The sequence below is a fragment of the Campylobacter concisus genome (assembly GCF_002913745.1).
Classification (GTDB): Bacteria; Campylobacterota; Campylobacteria; order Campylobacterales; family Campylobacteraceae; genus Campylobacter_A; species Campylobacter_A concisus_R.
Window position 1 is genome coordinate 1 of sequence record NZ_PPCG01000002.1, and the last position, 16523, is coordinate 16523.

A 16523-nucleotide genomic window follows, 5' to 3' on the forward strand; every position below is an offset into this window, starting at 1 on the left:
ATCAAAGATAACGCCAAAAGCAGCTTTTTAAAATTTGTCCTCTCGCGCTTTGACAAAAGCGAGCTGGAGGAAATTTTATATATAAAAAATAGAGTAAATTTGCCAGTTTGGTGCATGGCGATGGGCGCAAATGAGGACGAGCTAAACAAAAATGCTCTAAAAACAGCGCAGTTTGCCATAAAGCATGGATTTAACTACTCAGAGCGTATCCACATCAGGCTTTGGGGCGACAAAGAGGGTGTTTGATGATTATTAGAAAACTTTTTAGATTTGAAAATGCGCATATTGTGAGATTTTGTAGCTCAAAGCGCTGCAGGACGAGTATCCACGGTCATAGCTACGTGGCAGAAATTTTACTTAGCTCAAATTTTCTTGATAACGCTGGCATGGTCTATGACTTTGGGCTGATGAAGCAAAACATAAAAACGATCATCGACAGCTTCGACCACGCTACGACCATATATTCAGGTGATAGTGACGAATACAAAAACGACCTTAAAAAGCACTCTGCAAGGTGGATCGAGATCCCGCTAAATCCCAGCGCAGAGCAGTTTTGCCGTATATTTTTTGTCTTGATCGAGCGACTGCTTGAGCTTAGCATGATGAACAACGGCGAGCGCGAGGTGAAGCTTCATAGTGTCATCGTGCACGAGACCGACACTGGCTATGCGCAGTGCTTTAAGGAGGACGCGATAAATGCGCAAATGGGCGAGATAAGGCTTAGTGATATCAAATTTTCAGAGGCCGTTATAGACGAGTGGGAAGATAAAAATTTGCTTGAAAAGATGATAAATAAGATAAAAATAGAAAATCCAAAGGACGTTTAATGAAAAAATTTATAACCTCTTTTTTGCTTATAGCTGGCGTATTTTTGGGATGTGGAGATAAAGAAGAGGCCAAAAGTGACGTTAGTGAGCCAGTCCCTAGTGATGTTACGATAGCTCAGCCTGATGCAAATGTAACTATCGACGAGCAGCTGCCACCTGAGCCAGTCGTCGAAGAAAACGAGCCTCCTAAAGAGAAAAAATGAACGAACACTTAAGCTCGCTCTACGTTTATACTTTGCCATTTCACGTGACATTTTTTTATGCGCTACTTGCTTTAGCGGCGCTTTATCTAGCGCTTACTCAGTTTGGAGTGGGGAGTAAAAACTACGTGCTTCGTATAAGGTATTTTTTGCCTATTTATCATATGCTGCTTAGCTTTTTGGTGCTAACTGGGCTTATTTTGTGGGCATATTATAGTTACGAACCAAAATTTAACGCCATAAAAATGCTTCTTATCTTGATAGCCCTGATCGCACTTAGCGCCGTTGGGTATAAAAGGCTAAAGAGATACGCCATTGCTGGCGAGCTAGAGAAATTTAAAAAATTTGCCCTTATTAAAGGCATTTGTGACATTATTTTGATCATCATAGCAGGGATTTAGATGAAATTTTTATATGATAAAAATGCTGGCGAAGAGCGCCTAAAAATAGTAAATGATGCATTTTTACACCTAAAAGCCAGAAGAGTTGAAGCAGGAGAACGCATAAGTGTTAGAAATTTACATGACGGCAAAGAGTACATCTATGAGATCGATGAGATAGAGCGCAGAAGTGCAAATTTAAGCCTTGTCTTTGCTAGCCTAAACTGCGAGCATAAATTTGACTTTACCATCGCTTGGGCGGTCGTTGATCCAAAGACGATCGAAAAGGCACTGCCATTTTTAAATGAGCTTGGCGTTGGCAAGATCGCCTTTGTCTATACTAAATTTTCTCAGGCAAATTTCAAGATCGATCTTGAAAAGCTAAACTACATAAACGCACTTTCATGCGAGCAGTGCGGGAGAACGTCGCTCATGGAGTTTGAAATTTATAAAAATTTAGACGAGCTAATGAGCGTTTACAAAAATGTCTCGGCTATAAATTTTGGCGGTAAAAATTTAAATGAAAAAAGAGATGATGAAATTTTAATAATTGGTCCAGAGGGCGGATTTAGCGAGGATGAGACGGCTAAATTTAAAAATATCTACGGCCTAAATACAAAAAATATCTTAAGATCACAGACCGCAGTCATATCAGTGGCGGCAAAATTTCTTGCTTGATTTATTTGATTTTTAGATTAGTTTTTATATAATCAGCAACTTTTAAGGTAACAAATAGCCCAAAATAATAAAGGAAAGATGATGAAAAAAGAGATCCATCCAGAGTATGTAGATTGCACCGTAACTTGCGCGTGTGGCAACACTTTTAAGACAAAGTCAAACAAAAGCGAAATCAGAATTGACATTTGCGATAAGTGCCACCCATTTTTCACAGGCAGCGAAAAGATAGTTGATAGCGCTGGCCGTGTTGAGAAATTTAAGAAAAAATACGCTCAAAAATAAGCCTTGCTCTACTTTGTTCCTACTCCAATAGGAAATTTAGAAGATATCTCGCTTCGTGCGATCAAAATTTTGCGTGAATGCGAGATAGCTATCTGCGAAGATACAAGAGTTTGCAAAAGCCTTGTAAATCTACTAAACGAACGCTTTGACGCAAATATAAATATCTCAAATTTTATCCCGCTTCACACCCACAACGAAGATGAATTTTTCGCAAATTTAAATGATGAAATTTTAAGCAAAAACATAGCTTACATGAGCGATGCTGGCATGCCAGGTATAAGCGATCCAGGCGTTAGCCTAGTAAGATACGCTCAAAAAAATGATATCAAATACGAAATTTTAAGCGGAGCAAACGCCGCACTTTTAAGCGTAGTCGCCAGCGGGCTTTGTGATAAAGAGTTTGTTTTCTTAGGCTTTTTACCAAATACCGGCAGAGATAGAGCCTTAGCTATACAAAATGCTTTAAATTTAGCCTATCCAGCCGTGATCTATGAAAGCCCAAAACGCATATTAAGCTTAGTGCAAAGCATCGCACATTTAGAGCCAGAGAGAGAAATTTTTGCCATAAAAGAGGCCACCAAAAAATTTGAGACTAAATTTAAGGATAGAGCCAAAAATTTAGTTCAAATTTTAGAAAAAGCAAATTTAAACGGCGAGTGGGCTGTTGTCATCTCAAAAAGCGCAAATGCATCCACTCAAAATATTACAAAAGATGAGATCATCTCGCTTGACATCGCCCCAAAAGCAAAGGCAAAACTACTTAGCAAAATAACTGGCAAGGACGTCAAAAAGATATACGACGAGCTCATAAAAGCATAAATTTAAAAGCTCAAATTTCTCCAAAAAGTTTCAAAAATTCACTCAAATTTAGAAGCAAAATAAGTTAAATTTTACTTGACTTTAGCTACCATAAGCAACCATGATAATATACGGAAAACAGCTATTTTTACATATTTTGAACAAGCGCCCACAGATCCTAGAAGAGGTCTATCTCTCAAAAGAGTGTGATAAAAAACTCTTCTCTAAAATTTGTGGCACTGGCAAGAAGATCATCCGCGTGGATAATCAAAAAGCTCAGTCGATGGCGCATGGTGGCAACCATCAAGGCTTTTTAGCAAGCGTTAGTGAGTTTGAGTTTTCAGACATTAGTGAGCTAAAAAAGCTAAATTTCATCGCCGTGCTTTATGGCATAAGTGACGTCGGAAATATCGGCGCCATCGCTAGAAGCGCCTATGCTCTAGGCTGCGAAGGGCTTGTCGTAGTTGCAAAAAGTGTAAATATGCAAGGTGTTTTAAGGTCAAGTAGCGGTGCTGCTTACGAGATACCAATAGCGATCTTTGAAGACGGACTTAGCCTGCTAAACGAGCTAAAACAGTGTGGTTTTAGGCTCTACGCGACGGCAAGCAACGGCAAAAATATAAAAGAGATGAAATTTGCTGGCAAAAGGGCTTTGGTGATGGGCTCAGAGGGCGAAGGCATACCGCAAAAAGCTCTAGCAAAGTGCGATGAGTGCGTAGGTATCAAGCTAAAAGACGGCTGGGACTCCCTAAATGTAAGTGCAGCCTTTGCGATAATTTGTGATAGGATGATAGATGAATGAATTAGAAAATTTAAAAGAGATAGGCATAAAGGAAATTTCGCGTAAAACGCACATTGAACCGACATTTTTACAATACATTTTTGACAAAAATTTTGAAAAATTATCACGCTTAAACATGAGAGGCTACGCCAAAATTTTACAGCGTGAGTACGGCGTCGATCTTAGCGAACTTCTCGCTGAATACGACGCATTTATGCAAGAAAATATGCCTGATGAGAGCAAAAAAACAAAAGTTAGCCCAAAAATTTCTTCTTACACACCTGAGGATGTCTCGATCCAAAGGCAAAGTAGCGGTGGTGGGGCTGGATTTTTCTTCTGGATCATCATTTTAGCTATCATCGCTGGCGGCGCTTACTACTTTGACGCTTACAAATACGTCCAAAATTTCATAGCAAGCTTAAATGAAGACAACACAAGCGTGAGCTACTCACAATCAAGCATCGTCAATGAAGTGAAGAAAAATATAATCGACACAAACGTAACGATCTCTCAAAACACTCCAAAGATCGATGCAAACGCTTCAAGCGTGAAAATTTCAGCTCCAGCTGAGCAAAACGTGACTGTAAGTCCTGCTAGCGTTGATCAAAGTGCCCTAAAACCTAGCATGGCGGCCCAGCCAGCACCAAAAGTAGAGCAAAACGTGACAAAACCGCTAAATGAAGCGATCATCACACCAAAACAACGTGTTTGGATAGGCATTATCAACCTTGAAAATGGCCAAAAAACATCAAGCGATACAAGCAAAAGCGTCAATATAAATTTAGACCAAAGACAGCTAGTCGTTTGCGGAAATGGCAACATCGAGCTTAAGATCGGCGATAAGGTGACAAAGTATAACCCAAGCCGTCCAGCTAGATTTTTAGTAGAAAATGGCGATATGAAATTTTTAACTTATGACGAGTTTGTCGAGATGAATAAGGGCAAATCTTGGTAAAAAAACTAGCCATATTTCTTCTTTTTAGCGTTTTTTCATACGCTTTTGATCTAAATAGCAGTGCAAATGCACTAAGTAGCGGAAAAGAACTGCAAATTTCTTTAGAAAATTTAGACACTAACGGCTCGCTAAACGTTGGTGAGCTGGTCTCAAGGCTAAAGCAAAGCTCGAACTACGATGCTCTCTCATTTAGCTCAAATAGCTTAAATTTAAAATTTATAAGCACGCAAAAAGTCCCCTCAGCACTATTTGTAAAATCGATAAATTTAGCTCTTGAAGATGCAAATATAAGCGTGGCAAGGGTAAATTCTCTAAAAAATGGCGATGAAATTTCTTATGGGATTTTAGCTCTAAAAAGTGGCGGCATAGATCCAAATTTACTAAATTTCACGCTTAGTAAAAGCGGCTTTAAGATCATGGGATTTGATAGGCTTGATGGAAATTTAGCACTTTATTTGGATGCTAAAAATATGAGCCTTGATGCCTCAAAAGTAAATTTTAACGAAGAGACCCCACTTGTCAAAAGTGGTGGCGTCTATATCGTCGACGTGGCAGGCGCAAGTAGCCTAAATATCATCTCAAACGAGCCAAACAAATGGGTGCCACTTGTTAGAATTTATGATAAAAATTTAAACCAAATCGATCTAAAAAGAGAAAACGAGATAAAAACTAACTACACCATAAATTTAGCTAACGACGCAAAATATGCGTTAATTAGCGACAATAGCGACATAACTAACATTAAAAACGAGATAATTATCAAGCTTATAAAATAGGAGCAAACAGTGTTTGATGAGATAAGATTTAATACAATTGAGCGTTTGCCAAACTACGTTTTTGCCGAAGTAAATGCTATAAAAATGGCAGCACGCAGAGCTGGCGAGGACATCATCGACTTTTCTATGGGTAACCCAGAAGGCAGAACACCACAGCACATCGTTGATAAACTATGCGAAAGCGCGCAAAAAGACAAGACTCACGGCTACTCAGCCAGTGCTGGAATTTATAAGCTCCGCCTTGCCATTTGCAACTGGTATAAGCGTAAATACGGCGTAAATTTAGACCCAGAAACCGAAGCAGTCGCCACAATGGGCAGCAAAGAGGGCTTTGTGCATCTTGTTCAAGCCGTGATAAACCCAGGCGACGTGGCTATCGTGCCTGATCCTGCATATCCGATACACACGCAGGCGTTTTTGTTTGCTGGCGGAAGCGTCGCAAAGATGCCACTTCACTACAACGATAAATTTGAGCTAGACGAGAATAAATTTTTTGAAAACTTAGTCCAGACGATACATGCAAGCTCACCAAAACCAAAATATGTAGTCGTAAATTTCCCTCACAATCCAACGACTGTGACCGTGCAAAAAAGCTTTTACGAGCGCCTTGTAAGCGTTGCAAAGCAAGAGAGATTTTACATCATCTCAGATATCGCCTACGCTGATCTTACCTTTGATGGCTATAAAACGCCAAGCATCTTTGAAGTAGAAGGCGCAAAAGACGTCGCAGTCGAGTGCTACACCCTTTCAAAAAGCTACAACATGGCAGGCTGGAGAGTTGGCTTTATGTGCGGAAACAAGAGACTTTGCGCCGCACTTAAAAAGATAAAATCATGGGTTGATTACGGCATGTTTACGCCGATACAAGTCTCTGCCACGGTCGCACTTGACGGCGATCAAAGCTGCGTTGAAGAGATACGCCAAATTTATGAAAAAAGAAGAGATGTGATGATAGAGGCCTTTGCTCAGGCTGGTTGGGAGCTTAAAAAGCCAAATGCTAGCATGTTTATCTGGGCGAAACTTCCACCAAAGGTGAGCCACTTAGGCAGTCTTGAGTTTTCAAAGCAGCTTCTTACAAAGGCATCAGTTGCTGTTAGTCCGGGCATTGGTTTTGGCGAGGGCGGAAACGACTATGTGCGCTTAGCTCTTATCGAAAACGAAAACAGGATAAGACAAGCGGCCAGAAATATAAAAAAATATTTGAAAGAATTTGAATGAATGTAGCGATATTAGGCGTTGGAACCGTTGGCGAGTCGGTTGCAAAAATTTTACTAAAAAACAAAAAGCTAATCGCAGCAAGATGTGGCGAAGAGATAGTGCCAGTCATCGGTGTGGTTAGAAATTTAAATAAAAAAAGAGACGCTGGCATCCCTTTAACTGACGATATAAATAGCGTCATAAACCGTGATGATATCGACGTTTTTGTCGAGCTTATGGGTGGCGTTGAAGAGCCTTTTAGAGTGGTGAGCGAAATTTTAAAGCGCAAAAAAGCAGTCGTCACTGCAAACAAGGCGCTTCTTGCCTATCACAGATATGCTTTGCAAAATTTAGCCAAAAACACACCATTTGGCTTTGAAGCAAGCGTGGCTGGTGGCATACCGATCATCAGAGCCTTAAGAGAGGGGCTTAGCGCCAACCACATCTTAAGCATAAATGGCATACTAAATGGCACTAGCAACTACATTCTAACCTCGATGATGAATGAGGGCTCAAATTTCAAAGACGCACTTAAAAAGGCACAAGAGCTTGGATATGCTGAGGCTGATCCTACTTTTGACGTGGGTGGCTTTGATACGGCTCACAAGCTTCTCATCCTTGCAAGCATCGCATACGGCGTGCACGGCGATCCAGAGGACATCTTGATCGAGGGGATACAAGGCATCACGCCAGAGGATATATTTTTTGCAAAAGATTTTGAATACTCAATAAAACTTCTAGCCATCGCCAAAAAAAGTGAAGGCAAAGTCGAGCTACGCGTACATCCAGCGCTAGTGCCGCAAAATAAAATGATAGCAAAGGCAAGCGGCGTGACAAATGCAATAAGCGTCGTTGGCGAGGTCGTTGGCGAGACTATGTACTATGGCCCAGGAGCTGGCGGCGACGCGACAGCAAGCGCGGTAATTAGCGATCTCATCGACATCGCAAGAGATAGCAAGTCGCCGATGCTTGGATACAAAGCGCCATTTGAGCTAAATACCTTAGAGCTTCTTGATCGCGACAGGATAAAGACGAAGTATTACTTTAGGCTAAAAGTCGAAGACAAAATGGGCGTGCTAGCAAAGATAACAAATTTAATGAGCGAAAATAACCTCTCTATCGACAGCTTGCTACAAAAGCCAAAAGATGAGAGCGAGTATGCCGTGCTATTTTTCACGACGCACACGAGCTTGGAGGCTGATGCGAAGCGAACGATAGAGCTTTTAAAAGAGCAAGAGTATATAAAAGAAGAGCCATTTATGATGAGGATCGAGGAGTAGCTTGGGGCTAAAAGAGTATCTCTTTGGCAAGAGCTCCGAAGATAGGGCTTGCGAGTTTTTGCGTAAGCTTGGTTTTGTCATTTTAGAGAGAAATTTTCACTCTAAATTTGGCGAGATCGACATCATCGCGCTAAGTAGCGATAAAATTTTGCATTTTATTGAAGTAAAAGCAACCAGCGGAGGATACGAAGTGGAGTATAGGCTAAACAAGGCAAAATATATGAAAATTTTAAAAACAATAAATTTTTATATGATGAAAAATGAGCCAAACAGGGACTATCAGCTTGATCTGCTTGTTGTTAAAAATGAAAATTTTGAGCTGATAGAAAATATTAGTTTATAATAAAATTTATTATTTACCTAAAATTTAAATTTGATTTTGTATAATTGCCACATCTTGAAAATAAGGAGAACAAATGGGAAAATACATCGAACTCACAAAAGAAAATTTTGATGTAACAAAAGAAGGCGTTGCTCTAGTAGATTTCTGGGCTCCATGGTGCGGACCTTGCCGTATGCTAGCTCCAGTGATAGAAGAGCTTGCTGAAGACTTTGAGGGCAAAGCGAAAATTTGCAAGGTAAATACTGACGAAGTACAAGATCTTGCGGTTGAGTTTGGCATCAGATCGATCCCAACATTGCTATTTTTCAAAAATGGCGAGCTAGTCGAGCAAATGGTCGGTGCGCAGTCAAAACAAGCCCTAACTGACAAACTAAATTCGCTTCTTTAATGAGCGAAAAAAGAAGAGGAAGTCTGCTTCCTCTTACCTATATATTTGGTTCATTTTTTGGTGCAGCTATGATAGCGGCTGCATTTGCGTATAGCAACTATCGTTTTTCACAATATAAATTTGTTGATTTTGCGAAGCTAGTTTTTTACGAAAAAAGCGAAATTTTCACTCCAAAAGAGCCAAAATACACGCTTTTAATCTTCAGTTCAAATCAATCAAAATTAGACGAAATTTTACCAACCAAAAATGAAACAGTTGTGGCAATCGATATCTTTCAAAAAAGATATGAGTCAAACTCAACACTAAAATACATAAGCTCAGATATAAATACGGTCCTAGAGCTTATGCGAAATTTAAGCATTACAAAGCTTCCAAGTAGTGTTGAGATAGTTCATCAAAGGGGCGAAATTTATAAACAAAATTCGTCCATAAATGTTTTAGAATAAAGGAAATTTATGCTTGATTTAGCGATCATCGGAGGCGGTCCAGCAGGACTAAGCGCCGGACTTTACGCCACTAGAGGCGGATTAAAAAATGTTGTAATGTTTGAAAAAGGCGAGCCTGGTGGTCAGATCACCTCTAGCTCAGAGATAGAAAACTACCCTGGTCAAAAAGCCCCTGGCGAGAGCGGCTTTGACTTTATGAGCACTTGGTGGAAGCAGTGTAGTGCATTTGGACTAGTTCACAAGTGGGCAAACGTCGTTGGCGTTAGAAAAAATAGTGACGGCAGCTTTGAAATTTTACTTGAGGGCGGCAAGAGCGAGCAGGCAAAGGCTGTCATCGTAGCGACTGGCTCAACCCCAAGACGTGCTGGCTTTAAAGGCGAGGACGAGTTCTTTGGCAAAGGCGTTAGCACATGCGCAACATGCGATGGCTTCTTTTACAAAAACAAAGAGGTAGCCGTACTTGGCGGTGGCGACACAGCTGTTGAAGAGGCGCTTTATCTTGCAAATATCTGCTCAAAAGTTTACCTTGTGCATAGACGTGACGAGTTTAGAGCAGCGCCAACAACCGTTGAAAAAGCTAGAAAAAATGAGAAGATCGAGTTTATAACAAGCGCTACGATAAAAGAGGCGCTTGGCGATAAGATGGGTCTAACAAAGATCGTGCTTGATACCAAAAATGGCGAGCGCGTGCTTGATGTGCCGGGCATTTTTACATTTGTCGGACTAAATGTAAATAACGAAATTTTAAAAGATGAAAATGGCAAATTTATCTGCGAAATGGCTGATGGCGGACAAGTTAAGACAAACCTTAAGATGCAAACTAGCCTAAAAGGGCTCTTTGTAGCAGGCGATATCAGAGAGGATGCTCCAAAGCAAGTCATCGTGGCAGCAGGTGATGGCGCAGTGGCTGCACTTAGCGCTATGAGCTACATAGAAAGCTTACATTAATACTCAAATTTAGCCAAATTTTTGGCTAAATTTCTTTTTCAAAATAAATCATTTTTAGCAAAAATTTGCATTTTAAAATTGCTTGGTTTTAGGCTTATCAGAACACTTTTTTAAATTGCATTAATAAAAAACTCTAAAGCATAGTAGCTTTTTTGGCACAAAACAAGCAAAAGTGGGTGCGTCCAATAATTACCAAAATGCTAATTTTTAATTAAATTCTTGCCTAAAGTAGCTCTTTTTCAAAAGCCATTTCGTAATCTCTCTATAATAAATTTTATGTTAAATTTCAACCAAAAATCAAAGGATAAATTTTGGTAAAAATAGGACTTTACGGCGCTAGCGGCAAGATGGCTCAGAGTATCATCTCTTGTTTAAAAGATGAAAAAGACGCCACTTTAAGCGTCGCTTTTAGCCAAAAAAATGAGGTTGAAAATTTAAGTAGCGAACTTTTGACAAACGACTTTGCTAAATTTTTTGAAGCGTGCGACGTTATCATCGACTTTAGCCAAAAAGAGGCGACCGCAGCACTGCTAAACTACGCTAGAACCAACCCAAAACCACTAGTTATCGGCACGACTGGACTAAATGACGACGAAAAAAACCTGCTTCACCTAGCATCAGGCACTATGCCGATACTCTACGCAACAAACATGAGTCTAGGAGTAGCAGTGTTAAATAGAATTGCAAGGATAGCTTCGAAAGTTTTAAGAGAATTTGATATAGAGATCGTCGAGCAGCACCACAGACACAAAAAGGACGCTCCAAGTGGTACTGCGATGACCTTAGCAGGCTGCGTGGCAGAGGCAAGGGATCTAAATTTAAAAGATGTTTTAGTAACTGGCAGAGCCGGCATGGTGGGCGCAAGAAGCAAAGACGAGATCGCAGTTATGGCGCTTCGTGGCGGGGACGTGGTTGGTCGTCACACGGTTGGCTTTTACAATGACGGCGAATTTATCGAGCTAAACCACACGGCAACTAGCAGAGCGACCTTCTCAAAAGGTGCCATTAAGGCTGCCATCTGGCTAAAAGATCAGAGTAGTGGCCTATACTCGATAGATGATAGTTTGGGGCTTGATGATTAAATTTAAGCTTGATGATATAAAGAGATACGAGTTAGAATTTGACGATAAATTCTACCTGCCAGAGCGCGAAAAGCGACAAAATTTAAAAGCTGGCGAGTTTGATTTGAGATGATGAAATTTAGTTTTAGCGCATGTGGATTGTTATAAATGGTGCAAATAACGGCAAATGTGCCAGCGCTTTGGATAACAATCCACTTACAAAAAGTGCTTAGCGTTGGCTATGAAATTTAACTGCAAAGATGAAATTTAAAAAAATGAAAAGAGGATAAAAGATGTGTGCGATAGTTGGTATCATAAATTCTAAGGATGCGGCGAAAACGGCGTATTATGCGCTATTTTCTATGCAACACCGCGGTCAAGAGGCAAGTGGCATCAGCGTCTGTAACGACGGCGAAATTTCCACTCACAAGGGCAACGGCCTAGTCACTGATGTCTTTAACGAAGAGATCTTAAGCTCACTAAAAGGCGACATGGCGATCGGCCACAACCGCTATGCAACAGCTGGCAAAAACTCAGGCCGTGACGCCCAGCCAATAGCCGCCAACTACGCCCTAGGTCAAATCTCGATCGTTCACAACGGAAATTTGGTCAATAAAGACGAGGTTAGAGACGAGCTTATCAAAGATGGCGCGATATTTCAGACAAATATGGACACAGAAAACATCATCCACCTCATCGCAAGAAACCACGACGAACACCTACAAGATCGCATCATCGCAGCACTTGATAAGATAAAAGGCGCTTACTGCTTGCTCGTGCAGTCACGCCACAAGACCTTTGCCATAAGAGACCGCTGGGGCGTTAGGCCACTAAGCCTTGGTAGGCTAAAAGATGGCGGATACATCGTAGCTAGCGAGACTTGCGCGTTTGACCTTGTGGGAGCAACATTTATAAGAGATGTTAGACCTGGAGAGATGATAGTTTTTGAGCACGGCAAGAGCGAGTTTCAAAGCTTGCAAATCTTCGAGCCAGATCCTAGAATTTGCGCCTTTGAATACATCTACTTTGCGCGCCCAGATAGCGTCATAGAGGGCAAAAGCGTCTATGAAGTGAGAAAAAAGATGGGCGAGGTGCTAGCTAGAAAGAGCAAGGTAAAGGCTGACTTTGTCGTGCCTGTGCCAGATAGTGGCGTGCCAGCAGCGCTTGGATACGCAAATGAGAGCAAGATCCCATTTGAGCTAGCCATCACCAGAAACCACTATGTGGGCAGGACATTTATCGAGCCAAGCCAAGAGATGAGAAATTTAAAGGTCAAGCTAAAGCTAAACCCAATGTCAAGCGTGCTAGCTGGTAAAAGTATCGTCGTGATCGATGATAGCATCGTTCGAGGCACCACTTCTAAAAAGGTGGTCGATCTCTTAAGACACGCAGGGGCGAAAGAAATTCACTTCAGAGTTGCGTGCCCTGAGCTCAAGTATCCTGAGCGATACGGCATAGATACACCAAGCTTTGAGGAGCTAATAAGCGCCAAAAAAAGCGTCGAAGAGGTCAGAGAGTACATCGGAGCCGATAGCCTAGAGTTTTTGAGCATTGATGAGCTTAAAGAGAGTATCGGCAACGAGAGAAAGTACTCACTTGTAAGCTTTGATGGTGATTACTTCATAAAATGAGAAATTTAGTAGTTTTGCTGCTTGGGGCGCTCTTTTTTGCTGGCTGCTCGCAAAAGACACCTAGCAAAAAGGATGAAATTTCTATCATGGTGAGCTACTTTGAGCTAAATGGCAAAAAGCAACAACTACTCATAAAAAGCATGCCAAATTTGGCTGATAAAAATGCTAGTGTGCCATTTTTTGGCATGGTAAATTTTCTTGATCAAAACAAAACGACAAGTGCTTATTCTCTAGTAAGTGGCGTTATAAACGCCATAGAAGCAGACAACGCCTCTATAAATTTAAACAAAACTAGTGACGTTTTAGCCCTTAAAAAATCTAGTGAGATAAGGTTTTATGAGATAAGGCCTGATGTGGTTGAGAGTGTTAAATTTAGATCACCAAATGGTGTTTGCGCTGAGTTTTTGGCTCAAAAGCCAGTTTTTGTAAATGCAGCCACCAACTACTACTTAAGAGATGATAGCTTTTTTGCAAGTTTAATTGATGCAAAATTTGTCTATAAAAAGGGCGCAAAGATCCTAAAAAAGGAGTTTGCTTACAACATATCTGAGCCCAAGATCCTAGAAGAGGCTAAAGAATTTACACAAAAATCAAACCAGCTTTTCTTAAACGATATGCAAAAGCTTGGCAGACTGCTTGACATACTCTGCACATTTTAGCAAGCACTTAGACACTAAATTTATACTTTTTCATGGGCCTGCACCCTTTTAAAATTTATTTTAAGTACGGGGGGGGGTGTGTAGAATGCCTTTTTAAATCAAAAAGGAGATATCAAGATGAAAAAGCAAATTTTAGCTTCTGTTCTAGTTGGTGCGCTTGCTGTAAGTAGTGTTCCTGCATGGAGTTTATTTGGCGGCGACAGAGAAAAGCCAAATTATGATTATAGTGGGGAGAAAGAGCTAATGTCATTAAGTTCTTTTTCAGACAAAGATCTGCGAATTGATGATGCAAAATATTGGTGCCTTGATCAAGGCAATGATCTAGGTTGTATTTGGCTAGACAAACTAGAAGCTTTAGCTAGTAAAGACATTAAGAAAGTAGCAAATTTTTATGAAAAAACAGTGATATTGTTATGACAAAAAATTCGCTCCAGCTTGCAATATACCAGCTCGTGATTTGATAGATTGGAAAATAGTTTATTTTGCAAAGAAAGATGGAGATACTAAATCTATTTATTCTGATTATGCAAAAGCCCTTTCTGAGTCAAAAGCAGACGTAAAAATGCTTGAATATGGCTGCAATGAACTAAAAAGTGCCTATATATGTAGAGATCTACGCGATATGTATAAATATTTAGGCGACAGAGAAAAGACAAAAGAGTATAACGACAAAATGAAAAATGGTGATGAGAAGTGGAATTCGGTTCTTTATGATTATAAGCACATGCGATATATCCACGGTGGTTATTCAAGCTGGTTGCTTTTAGAAAAAATAAAATAGTTAAATAAAGTATTTTCATTCACTTTAGCTGACTTGTAAATTTAGTAAATTTTGCCATTTTCAAGTCAGCCACTTTAAATTTAAAGCTAAATTTAGCCCCTGCTCTTTTAAATTTAGCGCTCACCTCAAAAAGCCAGACGCCAAATTTATTCTAAAGCATCTCTATAAACGCCTCCAGCCTTGTCTTGATCTGCCCAGCATCGCTTGTAGAAAAGTCCGTCTCAAGCGCCATATAAGGCGTATCTACGTCGTTGCACGCCCTTTTTATATTGGCAGTTTCTACGTTGTAGGTGTGACAGGCTTGCAGCACAACGTCGATCACGCCGTCCGCCTTATACTCTTTTATCATCTCTTGTAGCACATTTTCTCTCTCTTTGTTTGGTGACATGATCGAGCAAGGTATCGCCATGTAGCGCTTTGCTATGGCGCTAATTGGATCGTCATTTTCATCGATTAGGTTGCTAAAATTTTTAGTGCCAGTGCAGTTTTCGTAAGCTACCACGACACCGCCTGCCTCTTCTATGGCTGGCACGATCTTATCATAGACCCCACCGCTTGGACAGCCTGTGATGATGATGCGTTTGGCGTCCTTATGCACGGGTGAAATTTTATCTTTCACGCACTCTTTTAGCTTCTCAACGATGATCTCAAGGTCGCTTATCTGCTCCTCTTTATCAAATATAAAACCATTTCCATATAGCAGTGCGTGCAGCTCTTTGCCGTTCATCGGTGGCGGTGTTAGCTTCATGAAATTTTGAATTTCTCCCATTAGCTCGCGCTCTTTATTAAATAGCCTGATAGAGTTTCTAAGCTCATCATCGCTAACTTTTACGCCAAATTTAGACTCCAGACGCTTTTTTAGCTCCCTGACCTCATCTTGCCAAAGCTCCAGGCTCTTTTGGCTCTTGAAATGCGGCAAATGCATGACGTGCACATCTTTAAATTCGCCCATTAGCTCATACATTTTTTTCTTGCCGTCGCAAGTCGTCTCGCCGATAACGATATCAGAGTTTCGCACAAATGGGCATTTGTTCGCTTTTGCAAAGCCGTAGCTTGCCTTTATGAGCGGACAGAGGTTTTTAGGCAGGTACTTTTCGCCCTCGACCACCGCGTTATCGCCAGTCGCGCAGACACTCACACTATAAGCGTTTGCCGCGTGGATGACCTCCCTTGGCGTGTAGGTGCAAAAGATAGCAGCGATCTTTTGGCCGCTATTTTTGACCGCTTCGACGTTTTGGGCTAAATTTTTCTTAGCGCCATCATAAGTAGCGAAAATTTCGCTCAAACTCATACTCTCATTTATCGCCATTTTCTCTCCTTAAATTTCTTATCCCTGCAAGGCTAGCGCCTATCGCACCGCAGTAGATCGCATCTTCGTGCGTACTGACTTTAGCTTGCAAGCACACTTCTAAATTTTCTCTCACATACTCGCTCTTACTAAAGCCGCCGCTTAAGAAATAGCTCGTATTTGCCTGTTTTTTGACCAAATTTGAAATTTTATTTATAGCTGAGACGATCACCGCTTTTGCGATATTTTCTCGTGAGACGTTTTGAGCGATGAGACTTATGATCTCAGACTCCGCAAAGACCGTGCACATCGAGCTTATGGATATATCTTTGTCGCTATTTTTAGCAAGGCGTGTAAGCTCGTCAAACCTGACCCCAAGGCGGTTTGACATCACTTCAAGAAATTTACCAGTGCCAGCTGAACATTTATCATTCATCGTAAAGTCAGTCACTGAGCCATTTTCAAGCTTGATAGCCTTCGTATCTTGACCGCCCACGTCGATAACCGTGCAGTCACTTTTGCAAAAGTGGTGCGCCCCAAGCGCGTGGCAAGTGATCTCTGTGAGGGTTTTGTCAGCGTATGGCACCGAGACTCTGCCGTAACCTGTCGCAGTAAAATATAGCTCGCCAAGGTTTAAGCCTAAAACTCGCTCTTTTATAAGCATAGCTGTATCTGCGCTGCTCCAGCCAGTTGGGAGTAAAAAGAGCTCCTTTATCTCGCCGCTACTTGCCTCTATGACGGCAACCTTTGCAGAAGTTGAGCCTATATCAATACCGATTGAGTGCATTTTGTATCCAAAAAAGGTCTTTCTAAAACTTAGAACT

At 41.0% G+C, this 16523-nt stretch carries 22 protein-coding genes and 1 pseudogene; 21 read left to right on the plus strand and 2 right to left on the minus strand.

The window, feature by feature from the left end:
- The 21 genes and pseudogenes from CYO90_RS00150 to CYO90_RS00250 all read left to right on the plus strand — a co-directional run.
- Nucleotides 1-246, plus strand: a pseudogene (locus CYO90_RS00150) (7-carboxy-7-deazaguanine synthase QueE); the annotation flags it as partial.
- Nucleotides 246-827 carry a 6-pyruvoyl trahydropterin synthase family protein gene (locus CYO90_RS00155; RefSeq protein ID WP_103578054.1) on the plus strand — a complete coding sequence of 194 codons (582 nt, stop codon included), beginning with the start codon at nt 246-248 and terminating at the stop codon, nt 825-827. The pseudogene CYO90_RS00150 and the gene CYO90_RS00155, both read left to right, overlap by 1 nt.
- Nucleotides 827-1030 carry a hypothetical protein gene (locus CYO90_RS00160; protein ID WP_009295012.1) on the plus strand — a complete coding sequence of 68 codons (204 nt, stop codon included), beginning with the start codon at nt 827-829 and terminating at the stop codon, nt 1028-1030. The genes CYO90_RS00155 and CYO90_RS00160 overlap by 1 nt, the downstream gene beginning before the upstream one ends.
- Entirely contained in the window at nt 1027-1428 is a 402-nt protein-coding gene (locus CYO90_RS00165; RefSeq protein ID WP_103578016.1) for a hypothetical protein, read from the plus strand. Before CYO90_RS00160 ends, CYO90_RS00165 begins: the two co-directional genes overlap by 4 nt.
- Complete coding sequence (locus CYO90_RS00170; protein ID WP_103578017.1) at nt 1429-2085, plus strand: 16S rRNA (uracil(1498)-N(3))-methyltransferase; 657 nt, start codon at nt 1429-1431, stop codon at nt 2083-2085. It begins immediately after the preceding gene.
- Nucleotides 2086-2166: 81 nt separating this feature from the next.
- Nucleotides 2167-2367, plus strand: a complete 201-nt coding sequence (gene rpmE, locus CYO90_RS00175; RefSeq protein ID WP_009295018.1) for a 50S ribosomal protein L31 — start codon at nt 2167-2169, stop codon at nt 2365-2367.
- Between the two features lie 3 nt (nt 2368-2370).
- On the plus strand, nt 2371-3186 hold the full coding sequence (gene rsmI / locus CYO90_RS00180) for a 16S rRNA (cytidine(1402)-2'-O)-methyltransferase (protein WP_103578018.1): 816 nt from the start codon (nt 2371-2373) through the stop codon (nt 3184-3186).
- Between the two features lie 100 nt (nt 3187-3286).
- Nucleotides 3287-3967, plus strand: coding sequence for a 23S rRNA (guanosine(2251)-2'-O)-methyltransferase RlmB (gene rlmB, locus CYO90_RS00185; protein ID WP_103578019.1), 681 nt, complete (start codon nt 3287-3289; stop codon nt 3965-3967).
- Nucleotides 3960-4901 carry a phosphatidylglycerophosphate synthase gene (locus CYO90_RS00190; protein WP_103578020.1) on the plus strand — a complete coding sequence of 314 codons (942 nt, stop codon included), beginning with the start codon at nt 3960-3962 and terminating at the stop codon, nt 4899-4901. Before rlmB ends, CYO90_RS00190 begins: the two co-directional genes overlap by 8 nt.
- On the plus strand, nt 4895-5677 hold the full coding sequence (locus tag CYO90_RS00195; protein WP_103578021.1) for a hypothetical protein: 783 nt from the start codon (nt 4895-4897) through the stop codon (nt 5675-5677). The genes CYO90_RS00190 and CYO90_RS00195 overlap by 7 nt, the downstream gene beginning before the upstream one ends.
- Before the next feature lie 9 nt (nt 5678-5686).
- On the plus strand, nt 5687-6895 hold the full coding sequence (locus CYO90_RS00200) for an LL-diaminopimelate aminotransferase (protein WP_103578022.1): 1209 nt from the start codon (nt 5687-5689) through the stop codon (nt 6893-6895).
- Nucleotides 6892-8154, plus strand: coding sequence for a homoserine dehydrogenase (locus tag CYO90_RS00205; protein ID WP_021089485.1), 1263 nt, complete (start codon nt 6892-6894; stop codon nt 8152-8154). Before CYO90_RS00200 ends, CYO90_RS00205 begins: the two co-directional genes overlap by 4 nt.
- Nucleotide 8155: 1 nt before the next feature.
- Nucleotides 8156-8497: a YraN family protein gene (locus CYO90_RS00210; RefSeq protein ID WP_103578023.1), complete on the plus strand. Its 342-nt coding sequence runs from the start codon at nt 8156-8158 to the stop codon at nt 8495-8497.
- Between the two features lie 73 nt (nt 8498-8570).
- Nucleotides 8571-8885, plus strand: coding sequence for a thioredoxin (gene trxA, locus CYO90_RS00215; protein ID WP_021092602.1), 315 nt, complete (start codon nt 8571-8573; stop codon nt 8883-8885).
- Nucleotides 8885-9331 carry a hypothetical protein gene (locus CYO90_RS00220; protein WP_004318021.1) on the plus strand — a complete coding sequence of 149 codons (447 nt, stop codon included), beginning with the start codon at nt 8885-8887 and terminating at the stop codon, nt 9329-9331. The genes trxA and CYO90_RS00220 overlap by 1 nt, the downstream gene beginning before the upstream one ends.
- 9 nt (nt 9332-9340) lie before the next feature.
- On the plus strand, nt 9341-10279 hold the full coding sequence (locus CYO90_RS00225; protein WP_103578024.1) for an NAD(P)/FAD-dependent oxidoreductase: 939 nt from the start codon (nt 9341-9343) through the stop codon (nt 10277-10279).
- A gap of 311 nt (nt 10280-10590) precedes the next feature.
- Complete coding sequence (gene dapB / locus CYO90_RS00230) at nt 10591-11361, plus strand: 4-hydroxy-tetrahydrodipicolinate reductase (RefSeq protein WP_103578025.1); 771 nt, start codon at nt 10591-10593, stop codon at nt 11359-11361.
- A 272-nt stretch (nt 11362-11633) separates the two neighbouring features.
- Nucleotides 11634-12971 carry an amidophosphoribosyltransferase gene (gene purF, locus CYO90_RS00235; protein ID WP_012001049.1) on the plus strand — a complete coding sequence of 446 codons (1338 nt, stop codon included), beginning with the start codon at nt 11634-11636 and terminating at the stop codon, nt 12969-12971.
- Entirely contained in the window at nt 12968-13630 is a 663-nt protein-coding gene (locus CYO90_RS00240; RefSeq protein ID WP_103578026.1) for a hypothetical protein, read from the plus strand. The genes purF and CYO90_RS00240 overlap by 4 nt, the downstream gene beginning before the upstream one ends.
- A 117-nt stretch (nt 13631-13747) precedes the next feature.
- Complete coding sequence (locus tag CYO90_RS00245) at nt 13748-14047, plus strand: hypothetical protein (RefSeq protein WP_103578027.1); 300 nt, start codon at nt 13748-13750, stop codon at nt 14045-14047.
- A 40-nt stretch (nt 14048-14087) separates the two neighbouring features.
- Nucleotides 14088-14411 carry a hypothetical protein gene (locus CYO90_RS00250; RefSeq protein WP_103578028.1) on the plus strand — a complete coding sequence of 108 codons (324 nt, stop codon included), beginning with the start codon at nt 14088-14090 and terminating at the stop codon, nt 14409-14411.
- A gap of 151 nt (nt 14412-14562) precedes the next feature.
- Here CYO90_RS00250 and CYO90_RS00255 read toward each other — a convergent pair whose 3' ends face one another.
- Both CYO90_RS00255 and CYO90_RS00260 read right to left on the minus strand, forming a co-directional pair.
- Nucleotides 14563-15720, minus strand: a complete 1158-nt coding sequence (locus tag CYO90_RS00255; protein ID WP_103578029.1) for a double-cubane-cluster-containing anaerobic reductase — start codon at nt 15718-15720, stop codon at nt 14563-14565.
- Nucleotides 15707-16486 (minus strand): acyl-CoA dehydratase activase, encoded by a 780-nt coding sequence (locus CYO90_RS00260; RefSeq protein WP_103578030.1) that lies wholly within the window; start codon nt 16484-16486, stop codon nt 15707-15709. The genes CYO90_RS00255 and CYO90_RS00260 overlap by 14 nt, the downstream gene beginning before the upstream one ends.
- Between the last annotated feature and the right edge of the window lie 37 nt (nt 16487-16523).

Bases quoted from the DNA above. Each gene is read 5' to 3' on its own strand.
- CYO90_RS00155 (WP_103578054.1), top strand. From the start codon at position 246: ATGATTATTAGAAAACTTTTTAGATTTGAAAATGCGCATATTGTGAGA.
- CYO90_RS00160 (WP_009295012.1), top strand. From the start codon at position 827: ATGAAAAAATTTATAACCTCTTTTTTGCTTATAGCTGGCGTATTTTTG.
- CYO90_RS00165 (WP_103578016.1), top strand. From the start codon at position 1,027: ATGAACGAACACTTAAGCTCGCTCTACGTTTATACTTTGCCATTTCAC.
- CYO90_RS00170 (WP_103578017.1), top strand. From the start codon at position 1,429: ATGAAATTTTTATATGATAAAAATGCTGGCGAAGAGCGCCTAAAAATA.
- rpmE (WP_009295018.1), top strand. From the start codon at position 2,167: ATGAAAAAAGAGATCCATCCAGAGTATGTAGATTGCACCGTAACTTGC.
- rlmB (WP_103578019.1), top strand. From the start codon at position 3,287: ATGATAATATACGGAAAACAGCTATTTTTACATATTTTGAACAAGCGC.
- CYO90_RS00190 (WP_103578020.1), top strand. From the start codon at position 3,960: ATGAATGAATTAGAAAATTTAAAAGAGATAGGCATAAAGGAAATTTCG.
- CYO90_RS00205 (WP_021089485.1), top strand. From the start codon at position 6,892: ATGAATGTAGCGATATTAGGCGTTGGAACCGTTGGCGAGTCGGTTGCA.
- trxA (WP_021092602.1), top strand. From the start codon at position 8,571: ATGGGAAAATACATCGAACTCACAAAAGAAAATTTTGATGTAACAAAA.
- CYO90_RS00220 (WP_004318021.1), top strand. From the start codon at position 8,885: ATGAGCGAAAAAAGAAGAGGAAGTCTGCTTCCTCTTACCTATATATTT.
- CYO90_RS00225 (WP_103578024.1), top strand. From the start codon at position 9,341: ATGCTTGATTTAGCGATCATCGGAGGCGGTCCAGCAGGACTAAGCGCC.
- purF (WP_012001049.1), top strand. From the start codon at position 11,634: ATGTGTGCGATAGTTGGTATCATAAATTCTAAGGATGCGGCGAAAACG.
- CYO90_RS00240 (WP_103578026.1), top strand. From the start codon at position 12,968: ATGAGAAATTTAGTAGTTTTGCTGCTTGGGGCGCTCTTTTTTGCTGGC.
- CYO90_RS00245 (WP_103578027.1), top strand. From the start codon at position 13,748: ATGAAAAAGCAAATTTTAGCTTCTGTTCTAGTTGGTGCGCTTGCTGTA.
- CYO90_RS00255 (WP_103578029.1), bottom strand. From the start codon at position 15,720: ATGGCGATAAATGAGAGTATGAGTTTGAGCGAAATTTTCGCTACTTAT.
- CYO90_RS00260 (WP_103578030.1), bottom strand. From the start codon at position 16,486: ATGCACTCAATCGGTATTGATATAGGCTCAACTTCTGCAAAGGTTGCC.